Here is a 26,301-nt window from a genome sequence, read left to right on the forward strand (position 1 = left end):
ATGTGTTCTATGCTCAAAGTACCGACACTTTGGTGCGTCCGGCAAGAGCCGGAACAGGCGGTGCGTTGTGGAATTTGTCGTTAAGCTCCTTGAGCGCTTTGGTGGTCACCGGCGAGAGAACTCGCGGTGGCGCTACCATCATTTCGTCGGGCTTGTCTGTAGAGGCAATTTTAGGTGCAGTCGTTTTTGCAGGAGCCGGGAAGGCGGGCGTAATGCCCGGTATCGGCTTCAGTTCAATATTCTGATGCGCATAGCTCATCATTCGTTGCCAGGCCATGGCAGGCAGGACACCGCCGGTCAGTTCTTTCATCGGCGTAAAATTGTCATTGCCAAACCAAACTGCGGCAGTGAAATTGCCTGTAAAGCCAACAAACCACGCATCGCGATAATTCTGCGTTGTACCGGTCTTGCCGCCAACTCGTGTCATTGGCAGCGCCGCACGGCGAGCGGTGCCACGTTCAGGAACCTGCACCAGCATAGAGTTCATTTCGAAAGCAGCTTTTTCAGACAGAGCGCGATGAGGCTTGGGTGCGTCGCGCGTGAAATCCCACAGAACCTTACCCTCCGACGAAATGATTTGCGTGAATGCGTGACGATTGCCAGCCATGCCGCCATTCGGGAACACATTGAAGCCTGTTGCCTGATCCATCACGGTCATTTCAGATGTGCCAAGTACCATCGTCTTGTGCGACGAAATCGGCGATTCCACACCCATGGCTTTGGTCAGTGCCACGATAGGAGCTGTGGTTAGATGATCGCGCGCAAGCCTGACAGGCACTGAGTTCAGTGAACGCACCAATGCGGTCGTCAAATCAACGCGACCGGCGAAACTGCGACCGTAGTTGCGGGGAGACCAATTGCCCCAACTGATAGGTGCGTCGGAAACAATTGTATTGGGCGTCAGACCCTTTTCCATTGCTGCCGCATAAACATAAGGTTTGAAGGACGATCCCGCCTGACGCAGCGCCTTGGTCGCACGATTGAACTGGCTTTCGCCGTAGTCGCGTCCGCCAACAAGCGCGCGTACCGATCCGTCATTTGCGATCACAACCGTTGCAGCTTCGGAAACGTTATATTCCTTGCCGTGCTGGCGGAGATGATACTCAAGCGATTCTTCCGCAGCCTTCTGAAGGTTGCGGTCGAGGGTCGTGCGCACGGTGAGTGTATGTTGCGGCAGTTTTCCTGCAATCTTTTTCACTTCTTCAAAAGCCCAGTCGAGGAAATAGTCGGGACTTTCGTTCTTGGCGCGGTCGATCACACTTGCAGGATTGCGGCGCGCAACCGCGACCTGGCCATCACTCATGAAGCCACTCTCCACCATGTTGGAAAGCACAACATTTGCGCGGGCACGCGCGGCTGGGAGATTAACATGCGGTGCGAATTTGGCGGGCGCTTTGAACAGGCCTGCCAGCATTGCAGCTTCGGCAAGGTTCACATCCTTGATATTCTTACCGAAATAAAACTCGGATGCCGCCGCTATCCCAAAGGTGCCGCCGCCCATATAGGCGCGGTCGAGGTACAGCTGAAGGATCTCTTTCTTGGTGAGATTGCTTTCAAGCCATAGAGCGAGAAACGCTTCTTTGATCTTTCGCTCAAGGGTGCGCTCATTGGAAAGAAACAGGTTTTTGGCCAATTGTTGCGTGAGTGTCGAGCCGCCCTGAACCACACCGTTGGCGCGCAGGTTCTGGCTCAGTGCACGGCTAAGACCCCAGACGTCAATGCCGTAATGATCAAAGAAACGGCGGTCTTCTGTGCCAAGCACGGCCTTGATGACATGATCTGGAAGTTCATCAATAGGTACTGCCTGTCGGTGCAGAATACCACGTTGGCCAAGTTCGTTGCCGTAGCGGTCGAGAAATGTAACCGCATAATCGTCCTGCGCGCGCCAATCTTTCTTGGTTTCCTCAAATGCGGGCATGGCAAGTGCCAGCATGATGACGGAACCTATGACGCCGAGCGTGAAGCCTTCATCCAGAACTTCCACAACAACGCGCCGGAAGCCCCGTACACGAAAGCGGCGAGATAAGATGGTGATATTCTCCCACCACTCACCGGCATAAAAACGAAGATTATAGAGACCAGAATCGATCCAGGCATCAAGGCCGATCAAACGCGAAACCCGGAATGATTTGCGTTTTTGCTCTTCAGAATCTTTTTTCGCCGTTTTACGCATGAACTCTACTTCGGCACCGTGAAAATTGGGGGGCGAGCAAAACCTGCTCATCAATCATAACAGATTAATAAGCGAGAACTCACGTAAATTAGTAAACGGAATCCATAAAACTTTTGGGAAAAAAATCAGAAATAGGAAAATAGTCCTTGACTGCGTAACGGTGATTTGCTAGCAATTAGATACAGTCAAGAAAGTGTGGCTGATGCTGACAACAGCCTCGATACCCCCGGCTTTATCAGCAACGCAAAACCCCGGAAGCAAATTGCTTTCGGGGTTTTGCGTAAAAGGGGTCCAAGTTTACTGCAAAGCATACTGGGCAAAGCTCTTTGAAAACGCGGAAAATTGACGAGTGCCGTGAGGCGCGGATCAGGCTGGCTTTTCGCCTGCAAATGAAACACGACATAGCAAGCGCGGACGTCGCGCAGATGATGGGGCTTTCCGAGAAAACCTATCGCATTCGCATCCGGCGTCTCGGCCTCGATGACCAAGAGATTAACAAGCCTTCAAGTTCAGAAAGCGCTTTTCAACGTTTGCAGTCGGAACTGAATAAGCTGATCGATGGCGATGAACTGCCGGACAAGAGCAAGGCTGAAGCGCTGATGGCGCTGGCCAAGGCTGTTAAGACTGTCGGAGAACTTGCTTCCGAAACGGCTTCATCCGAGCAAAGTCGCGAAACTTGTGCGGTGGTGAGCTTGAGTGAAATTAGACGAGCTTTAACACACATAGACAGGAGAATTGACGAACTTGCACAAAGGCGCGCGCGGAAAATCTTGGGGCGCGGACTTGACGCAACAACAGATCATGGCGGCGGAATGCGAATGGCTGATCCAGGCACGTGACGCGCAATTGCCACCATCCGGCGACTGGCGGGTCTGGTTAATCCTTGGTGGTCGCGGCTCTGGTAAGACAAGGGCAGGTGCTGAGTGGGTATCTGGCATGGCGCTGGGGCTTGCACCTTTCGCGGCGCGAGCGTGCGGGCATATCGCACTTGTCGGGGAGACCTTTGCCGATGCACGTGAGGTGATGGTGGACGGCCCATCGGGTATTCTGTCTGTCTCACGTGCCAGTCGGCCACGCTATGAAACAACACGGCGGCGGCTCCTCTGGGATAATGGTGCTGTGGCATCACTCTATTCCTCTGAAGACCCGGATGGTTTGCGTGGTCCACAATTTGATGCTGCATGGTGCGATGAACTGGCGAAGTGGAAAAACCCACAAGCGACATGGGATATGTTGCAGTTTGGCTTGCGACTGGGGGATTTCCCCCGTCAGGTTGTGACGACAACGCCACGTGCGGCGCCGTTGCTGAAAACGCTGATGACTGACAATTCAGTTGCCATGACACATATGCGGACATCAGAGAATGCCAGCAATCTGGCAGATGGCTTCATACAGGCCATTAATCAGCGTTATGCCGGAACGCGGCTTGGACGGCAGGAACTTGATGGTGAGTTGATTGAAGAACGTGCTGGTGCATTGTGGTCGCGGGAGCGGATCGAACAATGTTTCGAACCGGAGGCACCGCAGCTTGTGCGTATTCTGGTGGCCGTTGATCCACCCGCTTCATCGGGTAAGTCGTCGGATGCCTGCGGAATTGTCGTCGCAGGCATTGATGAAAATGGCATTGGTCATGTGCTTGCTGATGAGAGCATGTCGATGGCCAAGCCGCATCAATGGGCGCGTCGTGCGATTGCGCTCTATCACACCTACGAGGCTGATGCGATTTTGGCCGAGGTTAATCAGGGGGGCGAGATGGTTGCAGCCGTTCTTTCGGCAGAAGATGTTTCTGTGCCTGTCCTGATGCGGAGGGCATCGCGTGGCAAGTGGCTACGTGCGGAGCCTGTGGCCGCGCTCTATGAGCAGGATCGTGTTCGGCATGCCGGACGCTTTCCGGCGCTTGAAGACGAGATGTGTGATTTCGCGCCCGAAGGCCTATCGAGCGGGCGCTCACCGGATCGTCTGGATGCGTTGGTCTGGGCTTTGGGCGAGTTGATGCTTATTGCAGACCGAAAGCCGCGTATCCGCCGCTTTGGTTAGAGCATAATCCGACCGGAGTGAAACGAGGATCGATAAGATTGTGCTTAAAATAGAAGAAATTAGAGCGCCGATCTGATTCAATCAGATCGAAACGCGCTCTAAAAATTCAGATAATTGGAGAGCCAATATATGGCGTGGAACTGGCCGTGGCGCAGAAGTGCCGCGAATGCACCCTCGCATTCTTATGACGGGCGACAGACCAAGATGGCGAACGGCTTTGTGGCCTTGCATATGGAACGTGGACCATCGTGGATCGCGCGGGATTATACGTCGCTCGCCCGTGAAGGGTTTATGCGCAATCCGGTGGCGCATCGCTGTGTGCGACTGATCGCGGAAGCCGCGAGCAATGTTCCCTGGTTGCTTTATGAAGGCACCACCGAACATGAGATCCATCCCTTGCTGGATCTCATAGCAAGGCCGCAGGGCGGTTTGGATGGAAGCAGTTTCTTCGAGAGGCTTTACGGGCATCTGCTGATTTCCGGTAATGCCTATGTGGAGCGTGTCGATTTGCCAAGCGGTCGCATGGAATTGCATCTTTTGCGGCCAGAACGGGTAACACTAGAAACATCGAGCGATGGCTGGCCGCAATCGCTGGTCTATCGTTCGGGCAACGCAAGCAGAACCGTATCGCTTGCTGGATCGACGGCGTCTGGATTGCATCTCAAACTGTTCCACCCACTGGACGATCATTATGGATTTCCGCCGCTGGAAGCAGCCCTTATGGCGCTCGATATTCACAATGCGGCTGGTGCCTGGAACAAGGCTTTGCTGGACAATTCCGCTCGTCCATCCGGCGCGCTTGTTTATGCGCCAAAAGACGGCGGCAATCTGACGGAAGAGCAGTTCGAGCGGCTTAAGGTGGAGCTGGAAGAAGGATATACAGGAGCATCCGGCGCGGGGCGACCATTGCTTCTCGAAGGTGGGCTCGATTGGAAGGCCATGGGCTATAGTCCACAGGACATGGATTTCATCGAGGCGAAAAATGGAGCCGCACGTGACATCACGCTTGCTTTTGGCGTGCCACCGATGCTGCTCGGCATTCCGGGCGACAATACTTACGCCAATTATGCAGAAGCCAATCGCGCCTTCTATCGCCTGACCGTGTTGCCGCTGATTAACCGCACCGCCAAAGCGCTGGGCTGTTGGCTTGGGCCATTGTTTGGTGATGACCTCAGGCTTGAGCATGATGCAGACCGGATTGAGGGGCTGTCCCTTGAACGCGAGTCCTTGTGGCGGCGCATCTCGGAAGCTTCGTTCTTGAATGATGATGAAAAACGCGATGCGGTTGGCTACCAGCCGCGTGCAGAAAGGAGAACGCCATGAGCAATTTGAGCGAAACCGTTCTGACCTCGGATGCGACATTGGTGTGGTTCGCAAAAATCGCAGGTGCAGTGGCAGGTTCTGCAGTCTCGCTGGCCTATATGCTGCCAAACGGCAAGCGCGAGGCGGCAATCCGTTTTGCAGTAGGCATCATATGCGGCATGGTCTTTGGCGGCGCGGCAGGGGTGAAAATCGCCGAAACGCTGTCGTTACAGACTCTTCTTGGCCGCGCGGAACTGATGCTGATGGGATCGACTGCTGCAAGCCTTGCCGCATGGTCCGCGCTGGGCGTTCTCAAGCGCTTTGCTGAACGTGCCAAGCAGGCATCTCTTCCCGGAATTCCATTTTCTGAGAGGAACAGGAATGGCAAACTCTGAATTCAGGCTTGAAACCAAGCGTGCCTCTCTTGCGCTGGAAGAGGTTGAAATTGACGGCAGCTTCACGGGTTATGCCAGTGTCTTTGGTTTGGCCGACCTGGGCAATGACGTCATAGAAAAGGGCGCTTTTGCGAAGTCGCTTTCATCCCGAAAATCATCGGGTGTGCGTATGCTTTGGCAGCACGATGCCGCCGAACCGATAGGCGTGTGGACGGATATTCGTGAAGATGCGCGCGGGCTGTATGTCGAGGGCAGGCTTGCCAAAGGTGTCGCACGGGCACGCGAAGCGCTGGAGCTGATGCGCGCGGGCGGACTTGATGGGCTGTCCATCGGTTTCCGAACGATCAAGGCACGCAAGGATGCGCGCACCGGCTTACGTCACATTGTTGAAGCGGATCTCTGGGAAATCTCAGTGGTCACGTTTCCGATGCTGCCACAGGCGCGGATTAATAATCTGAAGGCTGAATTGCCAACAGTCAGACAGTTTGAACGCTGGCTCACGCGGGATGCGGGGCTGAGCCGTTCCGCTGCACGTACGGTGATAGCAAAAGGCTATGCAGCACTTGCAGCTTTTCACGACAGGGACGGGCGGGAAGCCATCCAGTCAGACAATGCAGGCCTCGCACGGCGTATGCGCGCCGCCTGCAAGATGATGTGATTTAACGAAAACAGGATCAATATGAAAAATATCAATGCAATCCCGCTCGAAACCAAGAGCGTGGAAACGAAGGCGCTTGGATCGAACCTCGGCAATGACGGCGATGTGTCGGAAGCTTTCGATGAATTCATGACAGCATTTTCGGCCTTTCGCGAAGCCAATGATGAACGCCTGAAGAAGGTCGAAAAAAGTGCTGATGTCGATGTGCTTTTGCGCGAGAAGGTTGATCGCATCAACCGGGCTCTCGACGAGCAGAAACAGGCGCTTGATCAATATGTGCTGAAAAGTGCACGCCCGCCAATGGGCAAGAATATGCCTGTGGCCAATGTCGAACATAAGCAGGCATTCGATGGCTATGTTCGTCGCGGCGATGAACAGGCGCTGCGTGGCATTGAGCTGAAAGCGCATTCCTATGCTTCCGGACCTGATGGCGGTTATCTTGTCCCGGCGGAACTTGAAATGGAAATTGGTCGCAGGCTGGCTGTGCTTTCTCCTATCCGCGGCATCTCCAGCGTACGCCAGGTCTCAGGCGCCATCCTGAAAAAGCCATTCTCGGTGAGTGGCCCTGCTACAGGCTGGGTCGGTGAAACCGATGCACGTCCACAGACTGCGTCGGCAAAGCTTGCGGAACTCCAGTTTCCCACCATGGAAATCTACGCCATGCCAGCGGCGACTTCGTCGTTGCTCGACGATGCTGCAGTCAATGTGGAACAGTGGATTGCTGAAGAAGTGGAAACAGCTTTTGCTGAACAGGAAGGCGCTGCTTTCATCGCCGGCAATGGTGTGAACAAGCCGATGGGCTTCCTGAGCTATGATACAGTCGAGGATGCAAGCTGGGCATGGGGCAAGATTGGTCATATCGCAACTGGTGTCGATGGTGCGCTACCCGCTTCGAATCCATCCGATAAACTCATCGAACTCATCTATGCGCTGAAGGCCGGTTATCGCCAGAACGCGAATTTCGTGATGAACCGCAAGACCCAGAGCGTGTTGCGCAAGCTGAAAGATGCTGACGGTAATTACCTCTGGCAGCCACCTGCAGCCGTTGGCGAAAAAGCTTCATTGATGGGCTTTGGCCTCGTTGAGGCTGAGCATATGCCTGACATTGCAGCCGACAGTACTTCGATTGCTTTTGGCGATTTTGAGCGCGGTTATCTGGTTGTGGATCGTATTGGTCTGCGTGTTTTGCGCGATCCATATTCTGCCAAGCCATATGTGCTGTTCTACACCACCAAGCGTGTAGGCGGCGGTGTGCAGGATTTCGATGCGATTAAACTTCTGAAGTTTGCGGCCTAAAAACGCACAGGACAGCGGTTTTGCTGTCATTTTTTACAGCCCCCTTTGGGGAAGCCCTGCCGATATTGGCAGCTAGATTCAGTTCGCAAACACGTTGAATCTTTTTCTGGGGTGTCATGCGTAACTGTCTGATTTGAGAGTTATTTTAAGGGGAAAGTAAATGACAATGTTTCTTGTCACGCCACCGGCACTCGAGCCGGTGACGGTTGCCGACGCGCGTGCATTTTTGCGAATTTCTACTGAAAGCGAAGACGACATTCTGCGGCGTCTCATCAAGACGGCCCGCGAGCTTGTTGAAGCCGAAACAGGATTGGCACTTATCAACCAGACATGGCGTTTGCGCGTGGATCGCTGGCCGCGTTCAGGGCGCCTGGCTCTATTTAAGTACCCGGTTAAAGCGGTGACCGCTGTGGTTGCCTATCAGCCGGATGGAAGTGCTATCAGCATGGAACCGGAAGAATTCATGCTCCAGCATGGTCGTCGCCCGCAGCGCGTTTACATGGCGCAATATCCTGACGCACAGTCTTTCTGCGGTCTTGAGGTGGATTTCATTGCCGGATTTGGTGAGACTGGCGTTGAAGTGCCGGATGCTATCAAACAGGCGATACTCACTCTGACTGCACACCTATACGAGAATCGCGCTGGCCTCGACAGCAAGCAGGCGGAACTTCCGCCGATGGTCGGTCAGATGGTGGATAGCTGGCGACGCATATCCCTATGAACAATGTGCTGTTTATTGATCCAGGCCAGCTCACCGCCGAGCTGGCCTTGGAAGCCATGCATCCGGTTGCCGATGGCATGGGCGGTTATCGTGAAATCTGGTCGGAAATTGCATCGGTATGGGGGCGCATCGAACCCGTATCGAGCAACCAGAGAGATTTTGGCATCCGCCCACGTCCAGAGATAACGCATCGCATTCTGGTGCGTTATCGCGCGGACATTTCATCCGATCAGCGTTTGCGTAAAGGCGGACGCATATTTGTGCTGCGTTCAGTACACGATCCGGATGAAAGCGGACGCTACCTCATTTGTCTTGCAGTGGAGGAGGGGCGTTGAACGTCACCATGAAACTGACCTTCGAAGGTCTCATACGAGCGCTGCGGTTCAGACAGGTAGCCGTGCGAGAGGATATTGCCGTCGGGCGTAGGGACATCCGAGGCGACAAGCAAAAATCGAGCGGGGATCAAAATGAAGAATGGCGCGAGCGCATTGCAAAAAGCACTTTATGAGGCCTTGAAGAACGACGACGAACTTATTGAAACTCTTGGTGGTGAACATGTTTACGATCACGTGCCACCTAAAACACCTTTTCCCTATGTCACGTTGGGTGAAACACTTAGCAAGGACTGGAGTACGGCAAGTGAGCCGGGGGGCGAACATTTTCTCAATATCCAGATATGGGCGCGCGAGGCTGGACGCAAACGTGTGCTTGATATTGCCGGGCGCATTGCCACGCGGCTCGATGAGGAGCCGCTTGAAGTGGATGGGCATAGGGTCATCAATCTCATGCTGACCGAAGTATTGGCACGCAATACCGATGGGTTCGGGAGCTATCTCGGCACCATGCGTTATCGGGCGGTGACAGAACCCGCTGATTAGAGCGCATCCCGAAAAGTGTGAAGCGGTTTTCGGACAAGGTGCGCTCAAAAACAAATACTTGGAGCGGACCCGTTCTAATCGTTAGTTATTCCGCATTTCCAGATGCAAAGCCGTTTTCATTTTTGCTGGAAATGCTCAAATCAAGGATCGATAAATGGCAGCTCAACGCGGCAAGGATATCTTGCTGAAAATCGCAACCGGTGAGAGTGCATTTGAAACCTGTGCAGGTTTGCGCACCAAACGCATCGCTTTCAATGCCGAAACAGTGGACGTGACGGATGCCGATGCGGCTGGCCGCTGGCGGCAGCTACTTTCTGGAAGCGGTGTGCAGCGCGCTTCGGTTAGTGGATCAGGGATTTTCAAGGACGCGGCTTCGGACGCATTGATCCGTAGCCTCTTCTTTAATGGAGAGATCCGCAACTGGCAGATCGTGCTACCGGATTTCGGCAGCATTACTGGACCGTTTCAGATCGTGGCACTTGAGTATGGCGGTAATCACGATGCTGAAGTGACTTTCGAGGTCGCGCTGGAATCGGCGGGGCTGATTGCATTTGGAGAGGCTCTATGATGGTCAATCGCCATCGTGGCGAGGTTGCGGCAAAATTGGATGGCCGCGACTGGACACTCTGCCTTACACTTGGCGCGCTTGCCGAGCTGGAAGCAGCATTTGAAGCGGATAATCTCTCAGACCTCATTGCACGCTTTTCGACAGGGCGGCTCGCTGCTCATGACATGCAGCGCATCATTTGCGCGGGCCTGCGCGGTGGCGGTCATAATGTGAGCTATGACGATGTTGCCGAAATGCGAGCCGAAGGCGGTGCAGCCGGGTTCGCATATATCGTTTCAGCACTTCTGACTGCCACATTCGGAAGCGCTGAAAAGCCAGAAAGCGATTCTACGTCAAACCCTTGAGTGCCGCAGTTGAATCAGATCCTTCACACAAACCTTTCCCGTGGGATGAGGTTATGCGGGCAGGATTTGGTTTGCTGCGGCTCTCCTCAAAAGACTTCTGGGCAATGACCCCGCGCGAACTTGCAGCGGCTCTCGGACCCGTGTTGCGCAACACATATGCTCCTTCGCGTGCGACCCTTGATGCGCTCATGCACGCCTTTCCCGACAGGTAGTTAAAATGACAGATGAAACCGTAACCGTTTCCGTCGAGGCGGATACGAGCGCGTTCGATCGTGCTTTGACCGATCTTGAAAAGCGCTCGTTGAGCTTCGGCTCCAACCTCACGACGGCACTCAAAAGCGCTATTGTATCCGGTAAGGGACTGGAAGATGTGCTGCGCGGCCTCGCAAGCAATTTGGCAGGCTCAGCACTATCGGCTGGTCTCCAGCCATTACAAAGTTTGGGCTCGTCGCTGATGTCGGGCATGATGACGGGTATCCGTGGCATCATGCCATTTGCCAAAGGCGGCGTGGTTTCCAGTCCGACCTATTTTGGCATGGGCAATGGTTCGCTGGGCCTAACCGGCGAAGCGGGTGCAGAAGCCATCCTGCCGCTCGCGCGTGGTGCAGACGGCAGGCTTGGGGTTGCAACAGGTGGCGGCAATGCTGGCAAACCTGTGCAGGTCGTTTTCAATATGTCTTCGCCCGATGCATCCTCTTTCCGCAAATCCGAAGCGCAGCTTTCAACCATGCTGGCAGGTGCCGTACGCCGTGGCGCGCGGAGACTTTGAAATGGAATCTTTTCACGATGTCCGTTTTCCACTCGGGGTTTCCTTCGGCGCAACCGGAGGTCCGGAATGGCGCAATGAAATCATTACGCTCACATCCGGCATGGAAAAGCGTAACGCCCGCTGGGCGCATTCCCGACGCCATTTTGATGCGGGCACGGGATTGCGTTCGCTTGACGATCTGAAAGCCGTGCTCGCCTTCTTCGAGGCCCGGCATGGTTCGCTCTATAGTTTTCGTTTCCGAGACCCATTCGATTTTTCATCTGCCTCAGATAGCGCGGCACCATCACCATTCGATCAACAGATTGGAATAGGCGACGGAGCAAGCGTTAAATTCCAGCTCATCAAACGCTATGAAACTCATGACCGTCCGATTACACGGCCGGTTAGTGGGACGGTACTGATTGGTGTCAACGGAGTGCGACTTGCGGAAGGTGAGGCATTCACGCTCGATAGTGCCACAGGTAACGTTACTTTCATGCCTGATTATCGGCCTGCCGTAGGCGCCGTCGTGACGGCGGGCTTTCTCTTCGATGTGACAGTACGCTTCGATACAGACAGGCTGATGGCCAGTATTGCGTCGTTTCAGGCAGGTGAAATTCCCTCCATTCCGATCATCGAGGTCAAGATATGATCCCTGTTCCGGCAGCGCTTGAATCACATTTGAAGGGTGAAGTCACAACCCATTGCTTTGCCTGGCTTATAAGACGTTTGGATGGTGTCGTGCTTGGTTTCACGGACCATGATCGTGACTTGCTTCTGGATGGAATTGTCTGCGAGCCGCTGACGGGTCTGAACAGCAGCGAAGCCACGACAACACTCGGGCTGTCTGTTGCGGGCGGCGAGGTCGAAGGCGCTTTGTCTTCAACACGTATCAGCGATGTCGATATTGAGCAGGGCCGTTACGACGGAGCGGTTGTCGAAAGCTATCTGGTCAATTGGACAAGCCCTGAACAGCACATGCTTTTGCGGCGCTGGACCGTTGGCACGATCAGCCGATCCGGTGGCCGATTTGTCATGGAATTGAAAGGCGCTGCGGCTGCTTTTGATGCCGTTTGTGGCCGCCGGATTTTACGTCAGTGCAACGCTGTTTTGGGCGATAAACGCTGTGGTGTGAACCAAAGCGATCCTCGGTTTGCTGCTTCTGGATCAGTAACAGTTGCTGATGGTCCGATGCTGGCGGTGGCTGGACTTGAGGGTTTTGCAAGTGGTTGGTTTGCCGAAGGGCTGCTTGTTTGGACAAGCGGTAAAAGCTCGGGAAGAGCAATTCGTGTTCTGGGACAGAATGGTAACAGTCTGCGTTTGATTGAACCTCCCGTTCTGCCGGTGGAAACCGGCGACACGTTTCGTGTCGTTGCCGGTTGCGACAAGAGCTTTGCAACCTGCAAAGCAAAATTCGCAAATGGCACCAATTTTCAAGGCTTTCCGCATCTTCCCGGCAATGACGCAGCCTTCGCCTACGTCAGCGGTGGTAATGAATATGACGGAAGTGCATTGGTGCCATGATGGTTGCCGAGAGAGTTTTGGCTGAGGTCGAAAGCTGGATCGGTACGCCCTATCGCCACGGTGCATCAATGCGTGGCGTGAGCTGTGACTGTCTGGGGCTGGTACGCGGTATCTGGCGGGCGCTTTATGGCAATGAACCAGAACATCCGGGGGCTTATGCACCTGACTGGGCGGAGGCCACTTCCGGCGATCCGCTTATGGAAGCCGCGCAAAGGCATATGAGATCACGCATCAGCGGTAATCCTCAACCGGGAGATTTGCTCCTCTTCCGCTGGCGCGCCGATGTTGCGGCGAAGCATCTTGGTATCATGGTGAGAGAGAACCGCTTTATCCATGCTTATGAAGGTCATCACGTGATGGCTTCTGCCTTGGTGCCGCAATGGCGCAAGCGGATTGCCGGTATTTTTATCTTCCCTGACGCGAAAGTGTAAGCAATGGCGACTATTGTTCTACAAGCGGTTGGTGCTGCTGTTGGAGGCATTTTTGGCCCTGTGGGGGCAGCTATTGGCGCTGGCTTGGGCGCTATGGGCGGCTATGCCATCGATACGGCGATCATCAATTCGACCCGCCATATGGAGGGGGCACGCCTCAATGGTGGTCGTGTGGCAACAGCAGAAGAAGGTGCAGCGCTTCCTTTCGTTTATGGCACAGCGCGGCTTTCAGGCACGTTGATCTGGGCGACGCGATTTGAGGAAAAGAAAACTACAGAACGTCAGGGCGGCAAGGGTGGTCCGAAAGTGACCAGTTACAGCTATTTCGGCAATGCAGCCTATGCCGTTGCTGAAGGCGAAATCGCTGGCATCCGTCGTGTTTGGGCTGATGGTCAGGAACTTGATCTCACTGACATTGACATGCGCATTTATCACGGTACGCAGCAACAACAGCCTGATCCATTGATTGAGGCCAAGCAAGGAACAGGCAATGCGCCTGCCTATCGCGGCACTGCTTATGTGGTGTTTGAGCGGATTCCGCTCGATGTGTATGGAAACCGTCTGCCACAATTCCAGTTTGAGGTCATGCGACCAGTTGGCAAGGTGGCGCGCGATATCCGCGCTGTGGCGCTCATTCCGGGCTCCACCGAATTCGGCCTATCACCAAGTCCGGTAAGTGACAGGCCTTTTCCGGGTGAAAGCCGCACACTTAACCGCAATGCAAAGCGCGGGCGCAGCGATTGGGCGGTCGCCATGGACGAGCTGCAGATGCTGTGCCCGAACCTCCGCCATGTGGCAATTGTTCTGCCATGGTTTGGCAATGATCTAAGGGCGGATGCTTGTAGCATTCGCCCGGGCGTCACGCATCAGAGCACATTTTCATCAAGCCAGACCTGGAAGGTTGAAAATGTCACTCGTGCCAATGCACATCTTATTTCGACCAGTGGTGACGGTGCGGCTTATGGCGGAACCCCTTCCGATCAGAGCGTAATCGACGCTATTCGTGACGCGAAAGCGCGCGGTCTTAAGGTTACACTTTATCCGTTCATCATGATGGACGTGCCTGCTGGCAATCAGTTGCCGTCGCCTTATGGCGGTGTTGGACAATCCGTCTATCCATGGCGAGGGCGTATCACTTGCCATCCCGCAATCGATGTTGCCGGATCGCCAGACAAAACAGTCGAAGCAGGAAGTCAGGTCTCAGCTTTCGTCAACGGAACGTGGGGTTACAGGCGTTTCCTGAATCATTGTACAAATCTGGCGGTGCAGGCTGGCAGTGTCGATGCCTTTTTGCTTGGTTCAGAATTACGTGGCCTTACCAGCATCCGTGACAGCCGCGAAAACTTTCCATTCGTCACGTATCTTTGTGCGCTTGCCACTGAGATGCGGGTGAAGCTTGGACAAAGCTGCCGCATTACATATGGCGCTGACTGGACTGAATATTTTGGATATCAGGCACAGGATGGAACCGGCGATCTGTTTTTCAATCTCGATCCGCTATGGTCACATCCTGCAGTGGATGCAGTAGGTATCGATAATTATATGCCACTTGCCGATTGGAGGGATAGTGATTTCGATGGCGAGAACCCTGATCGGTTCGAAGGTCCTTATGATCTTAATGGTCTGACAGCGAGCATAGAAACGGGGGAGGGCTTCGACTGGTATTACGCGAGCAGCGAAGACCGTGTCGCGCGTGTTCGTACACCGATTAGCGATGGGCTCGCGGGCAAGCCATGGGTCTATCGCTACAAGGATATTCGTGCCTGGTGGAGCAATCTGCACTACAATCGTATTGATGGGGCAGAGGTTGCCCGACCTACAGCTTGGCTGCCGCAATCCAAACCAATTTGGTTTACAGAACTTGGGTGCCCGGCAGTAGACAAAGGTCCGAACCAGCCCAATGTCTTTCCTGATCCCAAATCGTCTGAAAATGCGACGCCATATTTCTCGAACGGTTCACGCGCCGATATCGGTATGGACCGGTTCCTGCGCGCACATTTCAAGCACTGGCCGGAAAACAATCCGGTCTCTTCTGTGTATGGCAGTCCAATGCTGGACATGGATCGCATTTATATGTGGTCCTGGGATACGCGACCGTTTTCAGAGTTTCCGCTGAAAGGTGATGTGTGGGGCGATACGCCAAACTGGCGACTCGGTCATTGGCTTAATGGCCGCGTCAGTGGAGTTTCGCTTGATGAACTGATTGCTGCCATACTGGCCGATTTTGAGTTACCGGAAGCTGATTGCACTGCTGCGGATGGGCATCTCACCGGGTTTGTTATTTCGGAACCGTCAACAGCACGCGGTGTTCTGGAACCACTGATGAATGTGTTTGGTGTGCATGGGTTTGAGCAGGCGGGCCGGTTTGTGTTTCGGAGTATCGCCCGTGCGGCTCCTGCGCTTGATGTGGCGCATATGCTGGTCGAGCCACAGGATGGCGAAGCGTTGAACTCTGTTCTCGAAGATCAGGGCGATCTGCCTTCCGTGGCCGAGCTATACTGTAACGACCCACTACGCGACTTTCAGGTTGTCGGTGCATCGGTGCGTCGGGATACCGGGCAGGGCACAGAAAGCCTCAGCCTATCGGGCTCGATGGAAACAGGGCAGGCCACTGCCCTTGCCGAAAGCTGGATGGCGCGCCGCTATGCTGAACGGCGAACCGCAAGCTTTTCGCTGCCATGGTCAGAGGCCGCACTTCACGTCGGCGATCGTATCCGGCTTGATATCCTTGGGGGCGGGCGCAACTATGTCGTAACAGCGTTGGAAGATGGCGAAGTACGGGCTGTCAAAGCCGTCGCCCTTGCACCGAATGTCATGTTTGCAGACAAAGGTGAAACTCCAAAGTTTCCACCGGGAAAACCGGTCTCGGATATGAAGCCGATTTTTCACCTCATAGATCTGCCGCTTTGGCCGAGTGCGGAAGATCCCGCTGGTCAATTCCGCGTTGCGTGTCATGCGAAGCCATGGCGCGGTGTCGCGGCTTACGCGTCACCATCCGACGATGGTTTTGCCGAACGCAGCTTGATCGGCGAGCGCACCGTGATGGGGGAACTGACAAGGCCGCTTAAGGGAGCACCGAGCGGACGTTTGATCGACGGGAATGCGATAGAGCTTGTACTTTACTCAGGTGAATTGGGATCAAAGCCACTTGTTCAGATACTGAACGGGGCCAACACGGCATTTCTAAAATCCCCCAATGGAGAATGGGAAGTTTTTCAGTTTCTCGAAGCAGAAGAGATTGGACAAAACCGCTGGCGATTGAGCAGGCTTTTACGCGGTCAGCTTGGTACGGAAACAGCAAGCCTCATTGAGAAGCCAGTCGGGACCCCGTTTGTATTGCTTGACGGTGGGGTGCAGGACATTGGTCTGCTAGCTTCCGAAATCGGGCTTGAGCTGAACTGGCGCATAGGGGCGGCAGGCAAATCGTTCTCGGATGAGTTCTTCGATACCGTGAAGGCAGTCGGCGGCTTGCAAGCCCTGAAACCTCTCAGCCCGGTCCATCTCAAGGCCAAACAACTCAGTAATGGTGATTTGTCGGCTCACTGGATCAGGCGCGGAAGGCTCGATGCTGATAGCTGGATGGGTGAGGATATTCCGCTGGCTGAAGAACGTGAAGCCTATCAGGTGGAAGTCTGGCAGTCCGATGCAATTGTGCGCAGTGCCCAGGTGCAAACTACGTCCTGGATCTATTCGAATTCAGAACGTCTTGCTGAACTCGACACAAAGGGATTCCAGATTCGCGTCGCGATGGTGAGTGCAAAAACTGGAGCTGGTGATTTCGCCACGCTCGATATTTCAAATATTTTGTGAAAATCAGAAAGGAAATTTAATGGCTGAAGATAAGCCTTGGTATCTTTCTCGCACTGTTTGGGCAGGATTGGTCGCTCTGTTTTTATCATTGGCGGGCGCTTTTGGCCTTATCAGTGATACGATCGATCAGGGCGCTTTAACTGATATATTGCTGCAACTCGCGACAGGCATCGCTGGCCTTATTGCTGTTTTTGGTCGCATAGGGGCAACTTCGCGCATTTCATAATTTCACAAAGCGTGATAGCAAAGTTTTGAAAAGTGGCATAGTTCCGGAATGTTGACGGATGTTCCGGATAATATTATGCATAAAAACAATAGTTTAGAATGGCGCCAATCGGGGTTTTCTGGTTGGGGCTGTTTTACAGGCCCAAATTCCTTTGTGTCTATAAGCAGGGTGATCGTTCATGCATCGTTCAGCTGAAAGGCGCTATATAAGGGACATGATGAAACAGAACCCTGCTCTCAAAATTTTCGCGCTTCTGGCCGTTAGCATTGGTCTGTTGCCGGTTGATGCCGGTGCCTTGCCAATTACAATGCCCCAGAAGTCTAATCTTCGGGTTGCTGCTGCTGGCGATTGTGCGGCGGTGGGCGAACAAGTGGCTGCCTCACAGGGTGGTCAGTTGGCCAAGGCAACGCCGACCACACAGAATGGCCGCCCCATGTGTGTGGTCGTGGTACTTGTACCCGGACGCGATGGCGAACGCCCGCGCCGTGTAGAAGTCGCCGTCCCCGCACAGTAGACTGATTCCAGTTAATATTGGATCGTTGAAACCGCTTAGCACTTTTGCTGGAAATGCTTTAATGCGTCGCCGCGAGGAGCCTCAAACTTGCGTATCCTGATCGTTGAAGACGACAAGGACCTGAACAGGCAGCTCTCGGATGCGATGGTTGCCACGGGCTATGTTGTCGATAGTGCTTTTGATGGCGAAGAAGGCCATCATCTGGGCGATACTGAACCTTACGATGCTGTGATCCTCGATATTGGCCTTCCGCAGATGGATGGCATCAGTGTTGTTGAACGCTGGCGCCGCAGTGGCCGGACCATGCCGGTTCTGATGCTAACGGCGCGGGATCGCTGGAGTGATAAGGTTGCCGGTATTGATGCGGGTGCTGACGATTATGTCGCCAAGCCTTTTCATATCGAAGAGGTCCTTGCTCGATTGCGCGCATTGATCCGTCGCGCCGCTGGCCATGCGTCATCTGAACTGGTCTGTGGTTCTCTGCACCTTGATACAAAGACGTCGAAAGCCAGTGTCGACGGCGTTGCGTTGAAACTGACATCCCACGAATATCGCCTGCTTTCTTATCTCATGCATCATATGGACGAGGTTGTTTCGCGGACGGAGCTGGTTGAGCATCTCTATGATCAGGACTTTGACCGTGATTCCAACACGATCGAAGTTTTCGTTGGTCGTTTGCGCAAAAAGATGGGCGTCGATCTGATCGAAACTGTGCGCGGCATGGGCTATCGCATCCGTTCGGACGGGCAAGATGATACGAGAGGGAACGGGAACTGAAGCTTTTTAGCGTTTTTCCCCCGTTGCGTTCACTAGCGATACGCGTTGTCACCCTTTCGACGCTCTGGGTCATTTTAGCGCTCGTCGTTGTGGCAACGCTTATCAGCACACTTTATGGCGATGCTGCACGCAACAATTTCGAGCGGCTTCTGACTGCGCATTTGTTCAGTCTTGTAGGTGCTGTCAGCATATCGCCGGACGGCACTCTGCAAGGCCGTCCCGAGCTTGGCGAGCTGCGCTATTCCAGTCCGCTTTCCGGTTGGTATTGGTCTGTTGATCCCGTTTCTTCAAACATCAATGGCAAGTTGCAATCGCTATCTCTGGTAGGGCGTATTGTGCCTGAGATACCGATAAATCAAGCACCGTTCGATAGTTCCTTTATGCGCAGCTATACGCTCCCGGGCTTGAATGGTGAGGAACTCTACATTGTAGAAACCGAAGTCGTTCTTGATAATGACAACCGCGTTGCGCGTTTCCGCGTGATGGGAAACCTGAGTGAAGTCATGAGTGAAATATCAGACTTCCGCAGTAAGCTTGCTCTTTATCTGGCGATTTTCGGGCTTGGCAGTGTCTTCATCAATGCTGGCATTATTCTCTTCGGCCTGCGTCCGCTTGATAAAGTACGGCAGGCACTGGCTGATATTCGCGAAGGACGGTCAGTAAAACTTGGTACGTCGCTGCCACTGGAAATCGCACCACTGGCAAATGAGATGAATGCGCTTATCGAAAACAACCGCCGTATCGTTGAGCGATCGCGAACGCAGGTTGGCAATCTTGCCCATTCTTTGAAAACACCGTTGTCTGTGTTGACAAATGAAGCGCGGGCCATGGGTGGCGAACAGGGACGGGTCGTTCTGGAGCAAAGCGAAGCCATGCAGGTCCAGATTCAACACTATCTGCAGCGCGCCCGCATCGCGGCTCAACGAGACAGCGTCGTATTCAGAACTCAGGTCACTCCAGTGCTTGAGCGGATGGAACGGGTGACGGCAAAGCTTAATCCTGCTTTCAAAATCACATTCAGAAATGTGTTGCCGGGTGCAATTTTTGCTGGCGAAAAAGAAGACTTGGAAGAAATTGTCGGTAATCTGCTGGAGAACGCGGGCAAATGGGGGCGCAGACAGATTGAGATCATTTTGCGACCGGCCGCTGATGCGCAACGGCAGTTTGAGATTTTGATAGAGGATGACGGTCCGGGCCTTGCTCCTGACAAGATCGAACAAGCACTGAAACGTGGCAACCGTGTCGATGAGACCAAGCCGGGTACGGGGCTTGGATTGGCAATCGTTCAGGACACCGTGCGGGAATATGGTGGCACCTTGCATTTGGGCAAAAGCAACTGGGGCGGACTACAGGTGCGCGTTGTGTTGCCGCTGACTGAAGATTGATAGTTGTTTTTGCCACGGGGCGAAGTAGAAGGTTAGACTTATTAGCTGCATCCTACGATAGTATGCATGCTCATTTTTTATGAAGGCCGGTTTGTTATGATGATGGTATCAAGGTTTTCCGCTCCTTTTCTGGTCGCTTCGATGGCGTTCATGCTTGCTGCCTGTGGAACATCCGGTGGTGGAAAAGGTTTGGGACTGACTTCGCTTGGTGGGTCGTCTTCATCGGCAGAAACGCGTCCAAATTTGCTGGCGCCACTCGGGAACGGGCTTTTAGGCAGTTCGGCAGGACAGTTGACCGCAGGTGATCGCAAGAAGGCACTCGAAGCAGAATATCGTGCGCTTGAATATTCGCCCGCTGGGAAAGTCGTTTCATGGAGTGGCAGTGGATCGACATCTGGTGATGTAACAGCTGCACAGCCTTATCAGGTCGGTTCCCAGAACTGTCGGCAATATACCCATACTTTTACCATTGCAGATTCAATGCAAACTGCGCGCGGTACTGCATGCCGTAACGCGGATGGAAGCTGGACGCCACTGAACTGATCGCTGCAGGCCTTTGCGGCGAATTGCCCTAGTCTGCAACTTCCGGCAGGTTAGTGTTGGTTTTTCCCTCGGCTGAGATTAAGTCTCAGCCATGGAATTCTGGTTGACTGCCGCACTGCTGACTCTTGCAGCTACATTGACTGTTTTGTTGCCGCTGACACGGAACAAGCAGGAATTTTTGCCCCCTGAAAAGAACGATCTGGAAGTGTATCGCGACCAGTTGCGCGAGGTTGAGGCCGACGCTGCGCGCGGCATGATCGACACTCCCAGTGCTGAACAGGCTCGTATCGAAATTTCCCGTCGTATCCTGAATGCCGAAAAGGCCAGCACGGAATCAGCAGCCACTATACAGAAAGCTCGATCCGGTCGGGTGCTGGCTCTCGCAGCCGTACTGGCTGTTCCTTTGATCGCCTGGGGCATCTATCCGCTTTTCGGGGCTCCTGACACACCGGCGATGCCATTGGCGGCACGCTTGGCAAATAGTCCGCAGAACAGCTCTGTTGATGAACTCGTTGCTCGCGCCGAAGCGCATCTTGCGCAAAATCCCGGTGATGCACGTGGTTGGGATGTATTAGCGCCAATTTATCTGCGGATAGGTCGCGGTGCTGATGCAGTCAACGCCTATCGTTCAGCAATTCGTCTTGAAGGTGAAAATTTCCAACGAATTCTTGGTCTTGGTGAAGCATTGATCGGAGTATCCGGCGGACCGATCACTGCCGAGGCGGAAGGTTTGTTTGAAAAAGCGGCTACGCTTGAGCCTGATGACATCCGGCCACAATATTATCTTGCGCAAGGCGAGATGCAGGATGGCAATGCTGAAGGCGCAGTAAAGAGATTGCAGACCTTCCTCGATAAAGCCCCGAAAGATGCGCCTTGGCGCGCACAGGTTGAACAGACCATCGCGCGTATTCGCGGAAGTGCCCCGCAGCCTCCTACGAGCGGCCCTACAACCGAGGATGTAGATGCTGCAGCTTCCATGAGTCCTGAGGACCGTCAGGCCATGGTTGAAGGCATGGTTCAACGTTTGGACGAAAGTCTTCGCGAAAATGGCGGGGATATCGATGGCTGGAAGCGCCTTGTGCGCTCCTATATGATCCTTAATCGCCGAGATGATGCACTTGATGCGCTAAAACGTGGAGTTGCGGCGCTGGATGGTGAAAAACGGGCTGAGCTGACAGGCTTTGCCGCAGGATTGGGTTTGGAAGCAGGGAGCGCAACACAATGAGTGCGACTGCAGAAAGCAATGGACGCAATACGAAGCCAAAGGGCAGTTTAGCTCGTACAGTCAGCCAGAGAAAGCGCAAGCGCCTGATGTTGATTGGTGGTGCTCTGGCCGTTCTCGCTGTCGCGGTTGGCCTCATGCTTATGGCTTTTAATCAGGACATTCGATTTTTCCGAACACCGGCCGATTTGACTGAACAGGAAATCACTTCGGGTGCCCGGTTCCGTTTGGGTGGCCTTGTTGAAGAAGGCTCTGTGGTGCGTGAGGGCAGTGAATTACGCTTTACCGTCACCGACACAATCAAAACGGTCAAAGTCGTCTTCGAAGGGATTGCTCCAGATCTTTTCCGTGAGGGCCAAGGGGTTGTCGCGGAAGGCCGCTTCGGTTCTGATGGCGTGTTTCGGGCCGATAATGTGCTCGCCAAACACGATGAAAATTATGTTCCGAAAGACCTCGCCGACAGTCTGAAGAAAAAGGGCGTTTGGGAAGGTCAATGATGCGTATCGGGCCAGTAATCGGAATTGGAACTGGAAAAAGCTTATGAATGTCGAGATTGGTCATTTCGCGCTTGTTCTGGCACTGGCCCTCTCAGTGGTTCAGTCTGTTGCGCCCGTTGTAGGCGCACAGCGTAGAGATGTGCAGCTGATGGGCGTGGCAGTGCCAACGGCACTGGCCGTCTTTGCGCTGATTGCTTTCTCTTTCGTGGTGCTGACCTTGGCCTATGTCGTCTCTGATTTTTCGGTCCTCAACGTGGTCGAAAACTCTCATTCGCAAAAGCCGATGCTTTATAAAATTACCGGCGTTTGGGGCAATCATGAAGGCTCCATGTTGCTGTGGGTGCTGATCCTCAGTTTCTTCAGTGCACTGGTTGCAGCCTTTTCCGGCAATCTGCCGGAAACCCTGCGTGCGAATGTCCTTGGCGTTCAGGGCTGGATTGGAACCGCCTTTCTGGCCTTCATCATTTTCACATCCAATCCATTCACCCGTATCATTCCGGCACCGATAGAAGGTGGCGATCTGAACCCGATCCTTCAGGATATCGGCCTCGCGATCCATCCACCGCTGCTCTATCTTGGTTATGTCGGCTTTTCGGTATGCTTTTCCTTTGCCGTAGCTGCCCTGATAGAAGGCCGTATTGATGCGGCATGGGCGCGTTGGGTTCGCCCTTGGGCGCTGGTCGCCTGGATGTTCCTGACCGGCGGTATCGCAATGGGCTCTTACTGGGCCTATTACGAACTCGGCTGGGGGGGATGGTGGTTCTGGGATCCGGTCGAAAATGCGTCCTTCATGCCATGGCTTGTCGGAACGGCGCTGCTGCATTCGGCAATTGTCATGGAAAAGCGCTCGGCCCTCAAAATCTGGACCGTGTTGCTTGCAATTTTGGCCTTTTCTCTATCGCTGCTAGGAACTTTCCTTGTGCGCTCCGGTGTGCTGACCTCAGTGCATAGTTTCGCCACCGATCCGGGGCGGGGTCTTTTTATTCTCGCTATTCTCGCCATCTTTATCGGTGGTTCGCTGTCGCTTTTTGCTCTGCGTGTTCAGAGCTTGTCTTCGGGCGGGCTTTTTCAACCGATTTCGCGCGAAGGCGCTCTGGTCTTCAACAATCTCTTCCTCACAACTGCCGCTGCAACCGTTCTTATCGGCACGCTCTATCCGCTGTTGCTGGAAGTGTTGACTGGCGACAAGATTTCGGTCGGCGCTCCCTTCTTCAACATGACCTTCGGGCCATTGATGATCCCACTGCTGTTCGCTGTGCCTTTCGGTCCGCTGCTCGCCTGGAAGCGCGGGGACCTGTACGGCGTTGCGCAACGGCTGATGATGGCATTCGCATTGTCACTCATTACGGTCGGTATCGTGATTTGGCGCAGCGAGGCCCACTCAGTTCTTGCGGCTCTCGGCATTGGTCTTGCTGTATGGCTGATCCTCGGCAGCTTGACTGATCTCTGGTTGAAGGCCGGTATTGGCAAGGTTTCCGCGAGCAAAGCATTTTCGCGCTTTATAGGATTGCCACGTTCAGTATTCGGAACAGCTCTTGCGCATATTGGCTTAGGTGTGACTCTGCTCGGTATTATAAGTGTCACGACGTATGGTACAGAAAATGTATTGTTAATGCGCCCTGGTGACACGATGAAGGTCGCGAATTATTCGCTGCGCTTTGAAGGACTGCGACCTTTGACCGGTTCGAACTTCACTGAGAATCGCGGCACGTTTACGCTGCTAGATTCAGCAAATCGTGACCTGGGCCTGATCGAACCGTCCAAGAGGTTTTTCCCAGCCCGTCAGATGCCGACCACTGAATCAGGTATTCGGACTCTATGGTTCAGTCAGATTTATGTGGCTTTGGGTGATGAGCCCGGCAATGGTTCCATTGTTGTGCGTGTTTGGTGGAAGCCAGAGGTCACACTGATCTGGTACGGTGCGCTGATCATGATGGTGGGGGCTATCTTCTCTCTCGCAGATCGTCGCCTGCGTGTTGGCGCTCCATCAAAGGCGCGCAAGTCCGCATCGAAGGAAGCGGAGGCAACAGCATGAGGATATGCAAAAGTCTTTCCCTGCTTCTTCTCGGATTGTCGCTGGTCTTTAGCGGATCAGTCGCTCTGGCTGTCAATCCGGATGAGGTGCTTGCCGATCCTCAGCTTGAAAAGCGAGCAAGAGAGATATCTGCGGAACTTCGTTGCATGGTGTGTCAGAACGAATCTATTGACGATTCCAATGCGGAACTGGCTCGCGACCTGCGTGTGCTCGTGCGTGAACGTCTAACCTCTGGCGATTCTGATAAGCAGGTGATGGACTTTGTCGTAGATCGTTATGGCGAGTTTGTTTTGCTTAAGCCTCGCTTCAATGCGCAGACAGCACTCCTTTGGGGTTTTCCGGTGCTGATTCTTTTGATTGGCGGAATTGCTTTGGCCATTGCGTTCCGTCGGCGTAACACGGCAGCTGAAGTCCAGAAGCCGCTGTCGGAACGAGAAAAAGCAGAGCTTTCCAGGCTTCTCGACGATAAGTAAGCCATTTTTCGATTCTGATTTTCTTCTCAAACCTTACAAAACTTTCATCTTCCGGAAATTGAGCGGTAAGGTAGCCCAAACTATCTTGAGCTCTATAAAGGATTACGGGACCAGATTTGCCTAGGTGGAAATTCTTGGTTCGGGATTGCTGCTCGTAAGGAGAGACAGATGTCGAAGATTATAACTTCAAAATATCGTAAGGGTGTTGCCGCCGTAGCGCTGTCAGCCGCGCTTGCCGGTGCGTTCGTCGCAACCGGCCCAATGGGCGTGATGAACAATGCCCGCGCCGAAGCAGTCAGTGTCACTCCGCCTCAGCAGGCTGGCTTTGCCGATCTGGTTGAAAAAGTGCGCCCGGCAGTCGTTAGCGTTCGCGTCAAGAAAGATGTGCAGGAAGCCGATAGCCGCGGTCAGCAGTTTGGAACACCTCCCGGTTTCGATCAGCTGCCAGACGGTCATCCGCTAAAGCGATTCTTCCGTGATTTCGGTATGGAACCTCGGGGCGACGCCCGTCCTGATAGCCGCCGTCCGGGCAATCGTGGTAAACCACGTCCGGGTCATGAACGTCCTGTGGCACAGGGTTCCGGCTTCTTCATTTCCGAAGATGGTTATCTTGTCACCAACAATCACGTTGTCTCTGACGGCGATGCCTACAGCGTCGTTCTCGATGACGGCACCGAACTCGATGCGAAGCTGATAGGCACCGACGCGCGTACAGATCTTGCTGTCCTGAAGATCGATGATGCCAAGCGTAAATTCACATATGTGAAGCTCGGTGACGACAACAAGATCCGCGTTGGTGATTGGGTCGTCGCGGTTGGCAACCCGTTTGGTCTTGGTGGTACAGTTACATCCGGCATCGTTTCGGCCCGCGGTCGTGACATCGGCGCAGGTCCTTACGACGATTTTATCCAGATTGATGCTGCTGTTAACAAAGGCAACTCCGGTGGCCCAGCTTTCGATCTTTCTGGCGAAGTCATTGGCATTAACACGGCAATCTTCTCACCTTCGGGTGGCAGTGTAGGTATCGCCTTTGCAATTCCGGCATCGACTGCCAAGCAGGTTGTCGATCAGCTGATCAAGAAGGGCTCGGTTGAACGTGGTTGGATTGGCGTTCAAATTCAGCCTGTGAGCAAGGATATTGCAGCTTCGCTTGGCCTTGCTGAAGAGAAAGGCGCTCTTGTCGCATCTCCCCAGGCTGACGGTCCGGCTGCAAAGGCAGGCATCAAGGCAGGTGATGTGATCACCGCCGTTAATGGTGAAACTGTTCAGGACCCACGCGATCTTGCTCGTAAGGTTGCCAACATCATTCCTGGTGAAAAAGCTGCTTTGACCGTCTGGCGCAAGAACAAGGCTGAAGAAATCGACATTACCATTGCGGCCATGCCACAGGATCTCGGCAAGGCGGACAGCCAGTCCGGCGGCGGCGATACCGAACAGGGCGGATCGCTCGATACCTATGGTTTGACGGTTACACCTTCAGAAGACGGTGACGGTGTGGTTGTCACCAATGTTGATCCTGATAGCGATGCGTCTGACCGTGGCATCCGTTCCGGTGACGTCATTGTCTCGGTAAACAATCAGATCGTCAAAAGCGCCAAGGATATCGACAAGGCGATTGAAGAAGCTTCAAAGGCTGGTCGTAAGGCTGTGTTGTTGCAGCTGCAGAGCAACGACCAGAGCCGCTTCGTAGCTCTTCCGATTGATCAGGGATAATGGTTGCGTGACGCTGAGTATCTGAAAACAA

The 26,301-nt window shown here is 53.9% G+C and carries 28 protein-coding genes; 27 read left to right on the top strand and 1 reads right to left on the bottom strand.

Annotated features, from left to right (window positions below; translation table 11 throughout):
• Positions 1-13: 13 nt before the first annotated feature.
• Positions 14-2,173 carry a penicillin-binding protein 1A gene (locus CEV33_RS17600; protein WP_094541676.1) on the bottom strand — a complete coding sequence of 720 codons (2,160 nt, stop codon included), beginning with the start codon at positions 2,171-2,173 and terminating at the stop codon, positions 14-16.
• Between the two features lie 326 nt (positions 2,174-2,499).
• On the opposite strand from CEV33_RS17600, the gene CEV33_RS17605 reads away from it, so the two are divergent.
• From CEV33_RS17605 to CEV33_RS17735, 27 genes are all read left to right on the top strand, one after another.
• Positions 2,500-3,012 (top strand): hypothetical protein, encoded by a 513-nt coding sequence (locus tag CEV33_RS17605; protein ID WP_094541677.1) that lies wholly within the window; start codon positions 2,500-2,502, stop codon positions 3,010-3,012.
• Positions 2,975-4,210, top strand: coding sequence for a DNA-packaging protein (locus CEV33_RS17610; protein WP_094541678.1), 1,236 nt, complete (start codon positions 2,975-2,977; stop codon positions 4,208-4,210). The genes CEV33_RS17605 and CEV33_RS17610 overlap by 38 nt, the downstream gene beginning before the upstream one ends.
• Positions 4,211-4,339: 129 nt before the next feature.
• Positions 4,340-5,533: a phage portal protein gene (locus CEV33_RS17615; protein WP_094541679.1), complete on the top strand. Its 1,194-nt coding sequence runs from the start codon at positions 4,340-4,342 to the stop codon at positions 5,531-5,533.
• Positions 5,530-5,907, top strand: a complete 378-nt coding sequence (locus CEV33_RS17620) for a DUF6107 family protein (RefSeq protein WP_094541680.1) — start codon at positions 5,530-5,532, stop codon at positions 5,905-5,907. The genes CEV33_RS17615 and CEV33_RS17620 overlap by 4 nt, the downstream gene beginning before the upstream one ends.
• A complete protein-coding gene (locus CEV33_RS17625; protein ID WP_094541681.1) occupies positions 5,894-6,565 on the top strand; it encodes an HK97 family phage prohead protease in 672 nt (223 codons plus the stop codon). Before CEV33_RS17620 ends, CEV33_RS17625 begins: the two co-directional genes overlap by 14 nt.
• 21 nt (positions 6,566-6,586) lie before the next feature.
• A complete protein-coding gene (locus tag CEV33_RS17630; RefSeq protein ID WP_094541682.1) occupies positions 6,587-7,861 on the top strand; it encodes a phage major capsid protein in 1,275 nt (424 codons plus the stop codon).
• A 160-nt stretch (positions 7,862-8,021) separates the two neighbouring features.
• Positions 8,022-8,582 carry a head-tail connector protein gene (locus CEV33_RS17635; RefSeq protein ID WP_094541683.1) on the top strand — a complete coding sequence of 187 codons (561 nt, stop codon included), beginning with the start codon at positions 8,022-8,024 and terminating at the stop codon, positions 8,580-8,582.
• Positions 8,579-8,917, top strand: a complete 339-nt coding sequence (locus CEV33_RS17640) for a phage head closure protein (RefSeq protein WP_094541684.1) — start codon at positions 8,579-8,581, stop codon at positions 8,915-8,917. Before CEV33_RS17635 ends, CEV33_RS17640 begins: the two co-directional genes overlap by 4 nt.
• 132 nt (positions 8,918-9,049) lie before the next feature.
• Positions 9,050-9,460, top strand: a complete 411-nt coding sequence (locus CEV33_RS17645) for a DUF3168 domain-containing protein (RefSeq protein ID WP_094541685.1) — start codon at positions 9,050-9,052, stop codon at positions 9,458-9,460.
• A gap of 154 nt (positions 9,461-9,614) precedes the next feature.
• Complete coding sequence (locus CEV33_RS17650) at positions 9,615-10,028, top strand: phage major tail protein, TP901-1 family (protein WP_094541686.1); 414 nt, start codon at positions 9,615-9,617, stop codon at positions 10,026-10,028.
• Positions 10,025-10,372, top strand: coding sequence for a gene transfer agent family protein (locus tag CEV33_RS17655; RefSeq protein ID WP_235818440.1), 348 nt, complete (start codon positions 10,025-10,027; stop codon positions 10,370-10,372). Before CEV33_RS17650 ends, CEV33_RS17655 begins: the two co-directional genes overlap by 4 nt.
• Positions 10,369-10,584, top strand: a complete 216-nt coding sequence (locus CEV33_RS17660; RefSeq protein WP_094541687.1) for a rcc01693 family protein — start codon at positions 10,369-10,371, stop codon at positions 10,582-10,584. Before CEV33_RS17655 ends, CEV33_RS17660 begins: the two co-directional genes overlap by 4 nt.
• Positions 10,585-10,589: 5 nt before the next feature.
• Positions 10,590-11,141, top strand: coding sequence for a phage tail tape measure protein (locus tag CEV33_RS17665; protein WP_094541688.1), 552 nt, complete (start codon positions 10,590-10,592; stop codon positions 11,139-11,141).
• A gap of 1 nt (position 11,142) precedes the next feature.
• A complete protein-coding gene (locus tag CEV33_RS17670; protein WP_094541689.1) occupies positions 11,143-11,772 on the top strand; it encodes a DUF2460 domain-containing protein in 630 nt (209 codons plus the stop codon).
• Positions 11,769-12,644, top strand: coding sequence for a DUF2163 domain-containing protein (locus CEV33_RS17675; protein ID WP_094541690.1), 876 nt, complete (start codon positions 11,769-11,771; stop codon positions 12,642-12,644). The genes CEV33_RS17670 and CEV33_RS17675 overlap by 4 nt, the downstream gene beginning before the upstream one ends.
• Positions 12,641-13,075, top strand: a complete 435-nt coding sequence (locus tag CEV33_RS17680; RefSeq protein WP_094541691.1) for a C40 family peptidase — start codon at positions 12,641-12,643, stop codon at positions 13,073-13,075. Before CEV33_RS17675 ends, CEV33_RS17680 begins: the two co-directional genes overlap by 4 nt.
• A gap of 3 nt (positions 13,076-13,078) precedes the next feature.
• The gene (locus CEV33_RS17685; protein ID WP_094541692.1) at positions 13,079-16,885 is read left to right on the top strand and encodes a baseplate multidomain protein megatron; all 3,807 of its coding nucleotides are present in this window, start codon (positions 13,079-13,081) and stop codon (positions 16,883-16,885) included.
• Positions 16,886-16,904: 19 nt separating this feature from the next.
• Positions 16,905-17,111, top strand: coding sequence for a hypothetical protein (locus CEV33_RS17690; RefSeq protein WP_094541693.1), 207 nt, complete (start codon positions 16,905-16,907; stop codon positions 17,109-17,111).
• Positions 17,112-17,328: 217 nt separating this feature from the next.
• A complete protein-coding gene (locus CEV33_RS17695; RefSeq protein WP_094541772.1) occupies positions 17,329-17,625 on the top strand; it encodes a hypothetical protein in 297 nt (98 codons plus the stop codon).
• An 87-nt stretch (positions 17,626-17,712) separates the two neighbouring features.
• Positions 17,713-18,402: a response regulator transcription factor gene (locus CEV33_RS17700; RefSeq protein ID WP_094541694.1), complete on the top strand. Its 690-nt coding sequence runs from the start codon at positions 17,713-17,715 to the stop codon at positions 18,400-18,402.
• 38 nt (positions 18,403-18,440) lie between these two features.
• Positions 18,441-19,787 (top strand): ATP-binding protein, encoded by a 1,347-nt coding sequence (locus CEV33_RS17705; RefSeq protein WP_094541773.1) that lies wholly within the window; start codon positions 18,441-18,443, stop codon positions 19,785-19,787.
• A 96-nt stretch (positions 19,788-19,883) separates the two neighbouring features.
• Positions 19,884-20,330, top strand: a complete 447-nt coding sequence (locus CEV33_RS17710; RefSeq protein ID WP_024897291.1) for a membrane protein — start codon at positions 19,884-19,886, stop codon at positions 20,328-20,330.
• Positions 20,331-20,421: 91 nt separating this feature from the next.
• Entirely contained in the window at positions 20,422-21,555 is a 1,134-nt protein-coding gene (ccmI, locus tag CEV33_RS17715) for a c-type cytochrome biogenesis protein CcmI (protein WP_094541695.1), read from the top strand.
• The gene (gene ccmE / locus CEV33_RS17720) at positions 21,552-22,049 is read left to right on the top strand and encodes a cytochrome c maturation protein CcmE (RefSeq protein WP_094541696.1); all 498 of its coding nucleotides are present in this window, start codon (positions 21,552-21,554) and stop codon (positions 22,047-22,049) included. The genes ccmI and ccmE overlap by 4 nt, the downstream gene beginning before the upstream one ends.
• A gap of 43 nt (positions 22,050-22,092) precedes the next feature.
• Positions 22,093-24,084: a heme lyase CcmF/NrfE family subunit gene (locus CEV33_RS17725; protein ID WP_094541697.1), complete on the top strand. Its 1,992-nt coding sequence runs from the start codon at positions 22,093-22,095 to the stop codon at positions 24,082-24,084.
• Positions 24,081-24,557, top strand: a complete 477-nt coding sequence (locus CEV33_RS17730) for a cytochrome c-type biogenesis protein (RefSeq protein WP_094541698.1) — start codon at positions 24,081-24,083, stop codon at positions 24,555-24,557. Before CEV33_RS17725 ends, CEV33_RS17730 begins: the two co-directional genes overlap by 4 nt.
• A 168-nt stretch (positions 24,558-24,725) precedes the next feature.
• Positions 24,726-26,270: a Do family serine endopeptidase gene (locus CEV33_RS17735; RefSeq protein WP_094541699.1), complete on the top strand. Its 1,545-nt coding sequence runs from the start codon at positions 24,726-24,728 to the stop codon at positions 26,268-26,270.
• The last annotated feature ends 31 nt before the right edge of the window (positions 26,271-26,301 follow it).

The organism is Brucella grignonensis, from assembly GCF_002252505.1.
GTDB lineage: Bacteria > Pseudomonadota > Alphaproteobacteria > Rhizobiales > Rhizobiaceae > Brucella > Brucella grignonensis.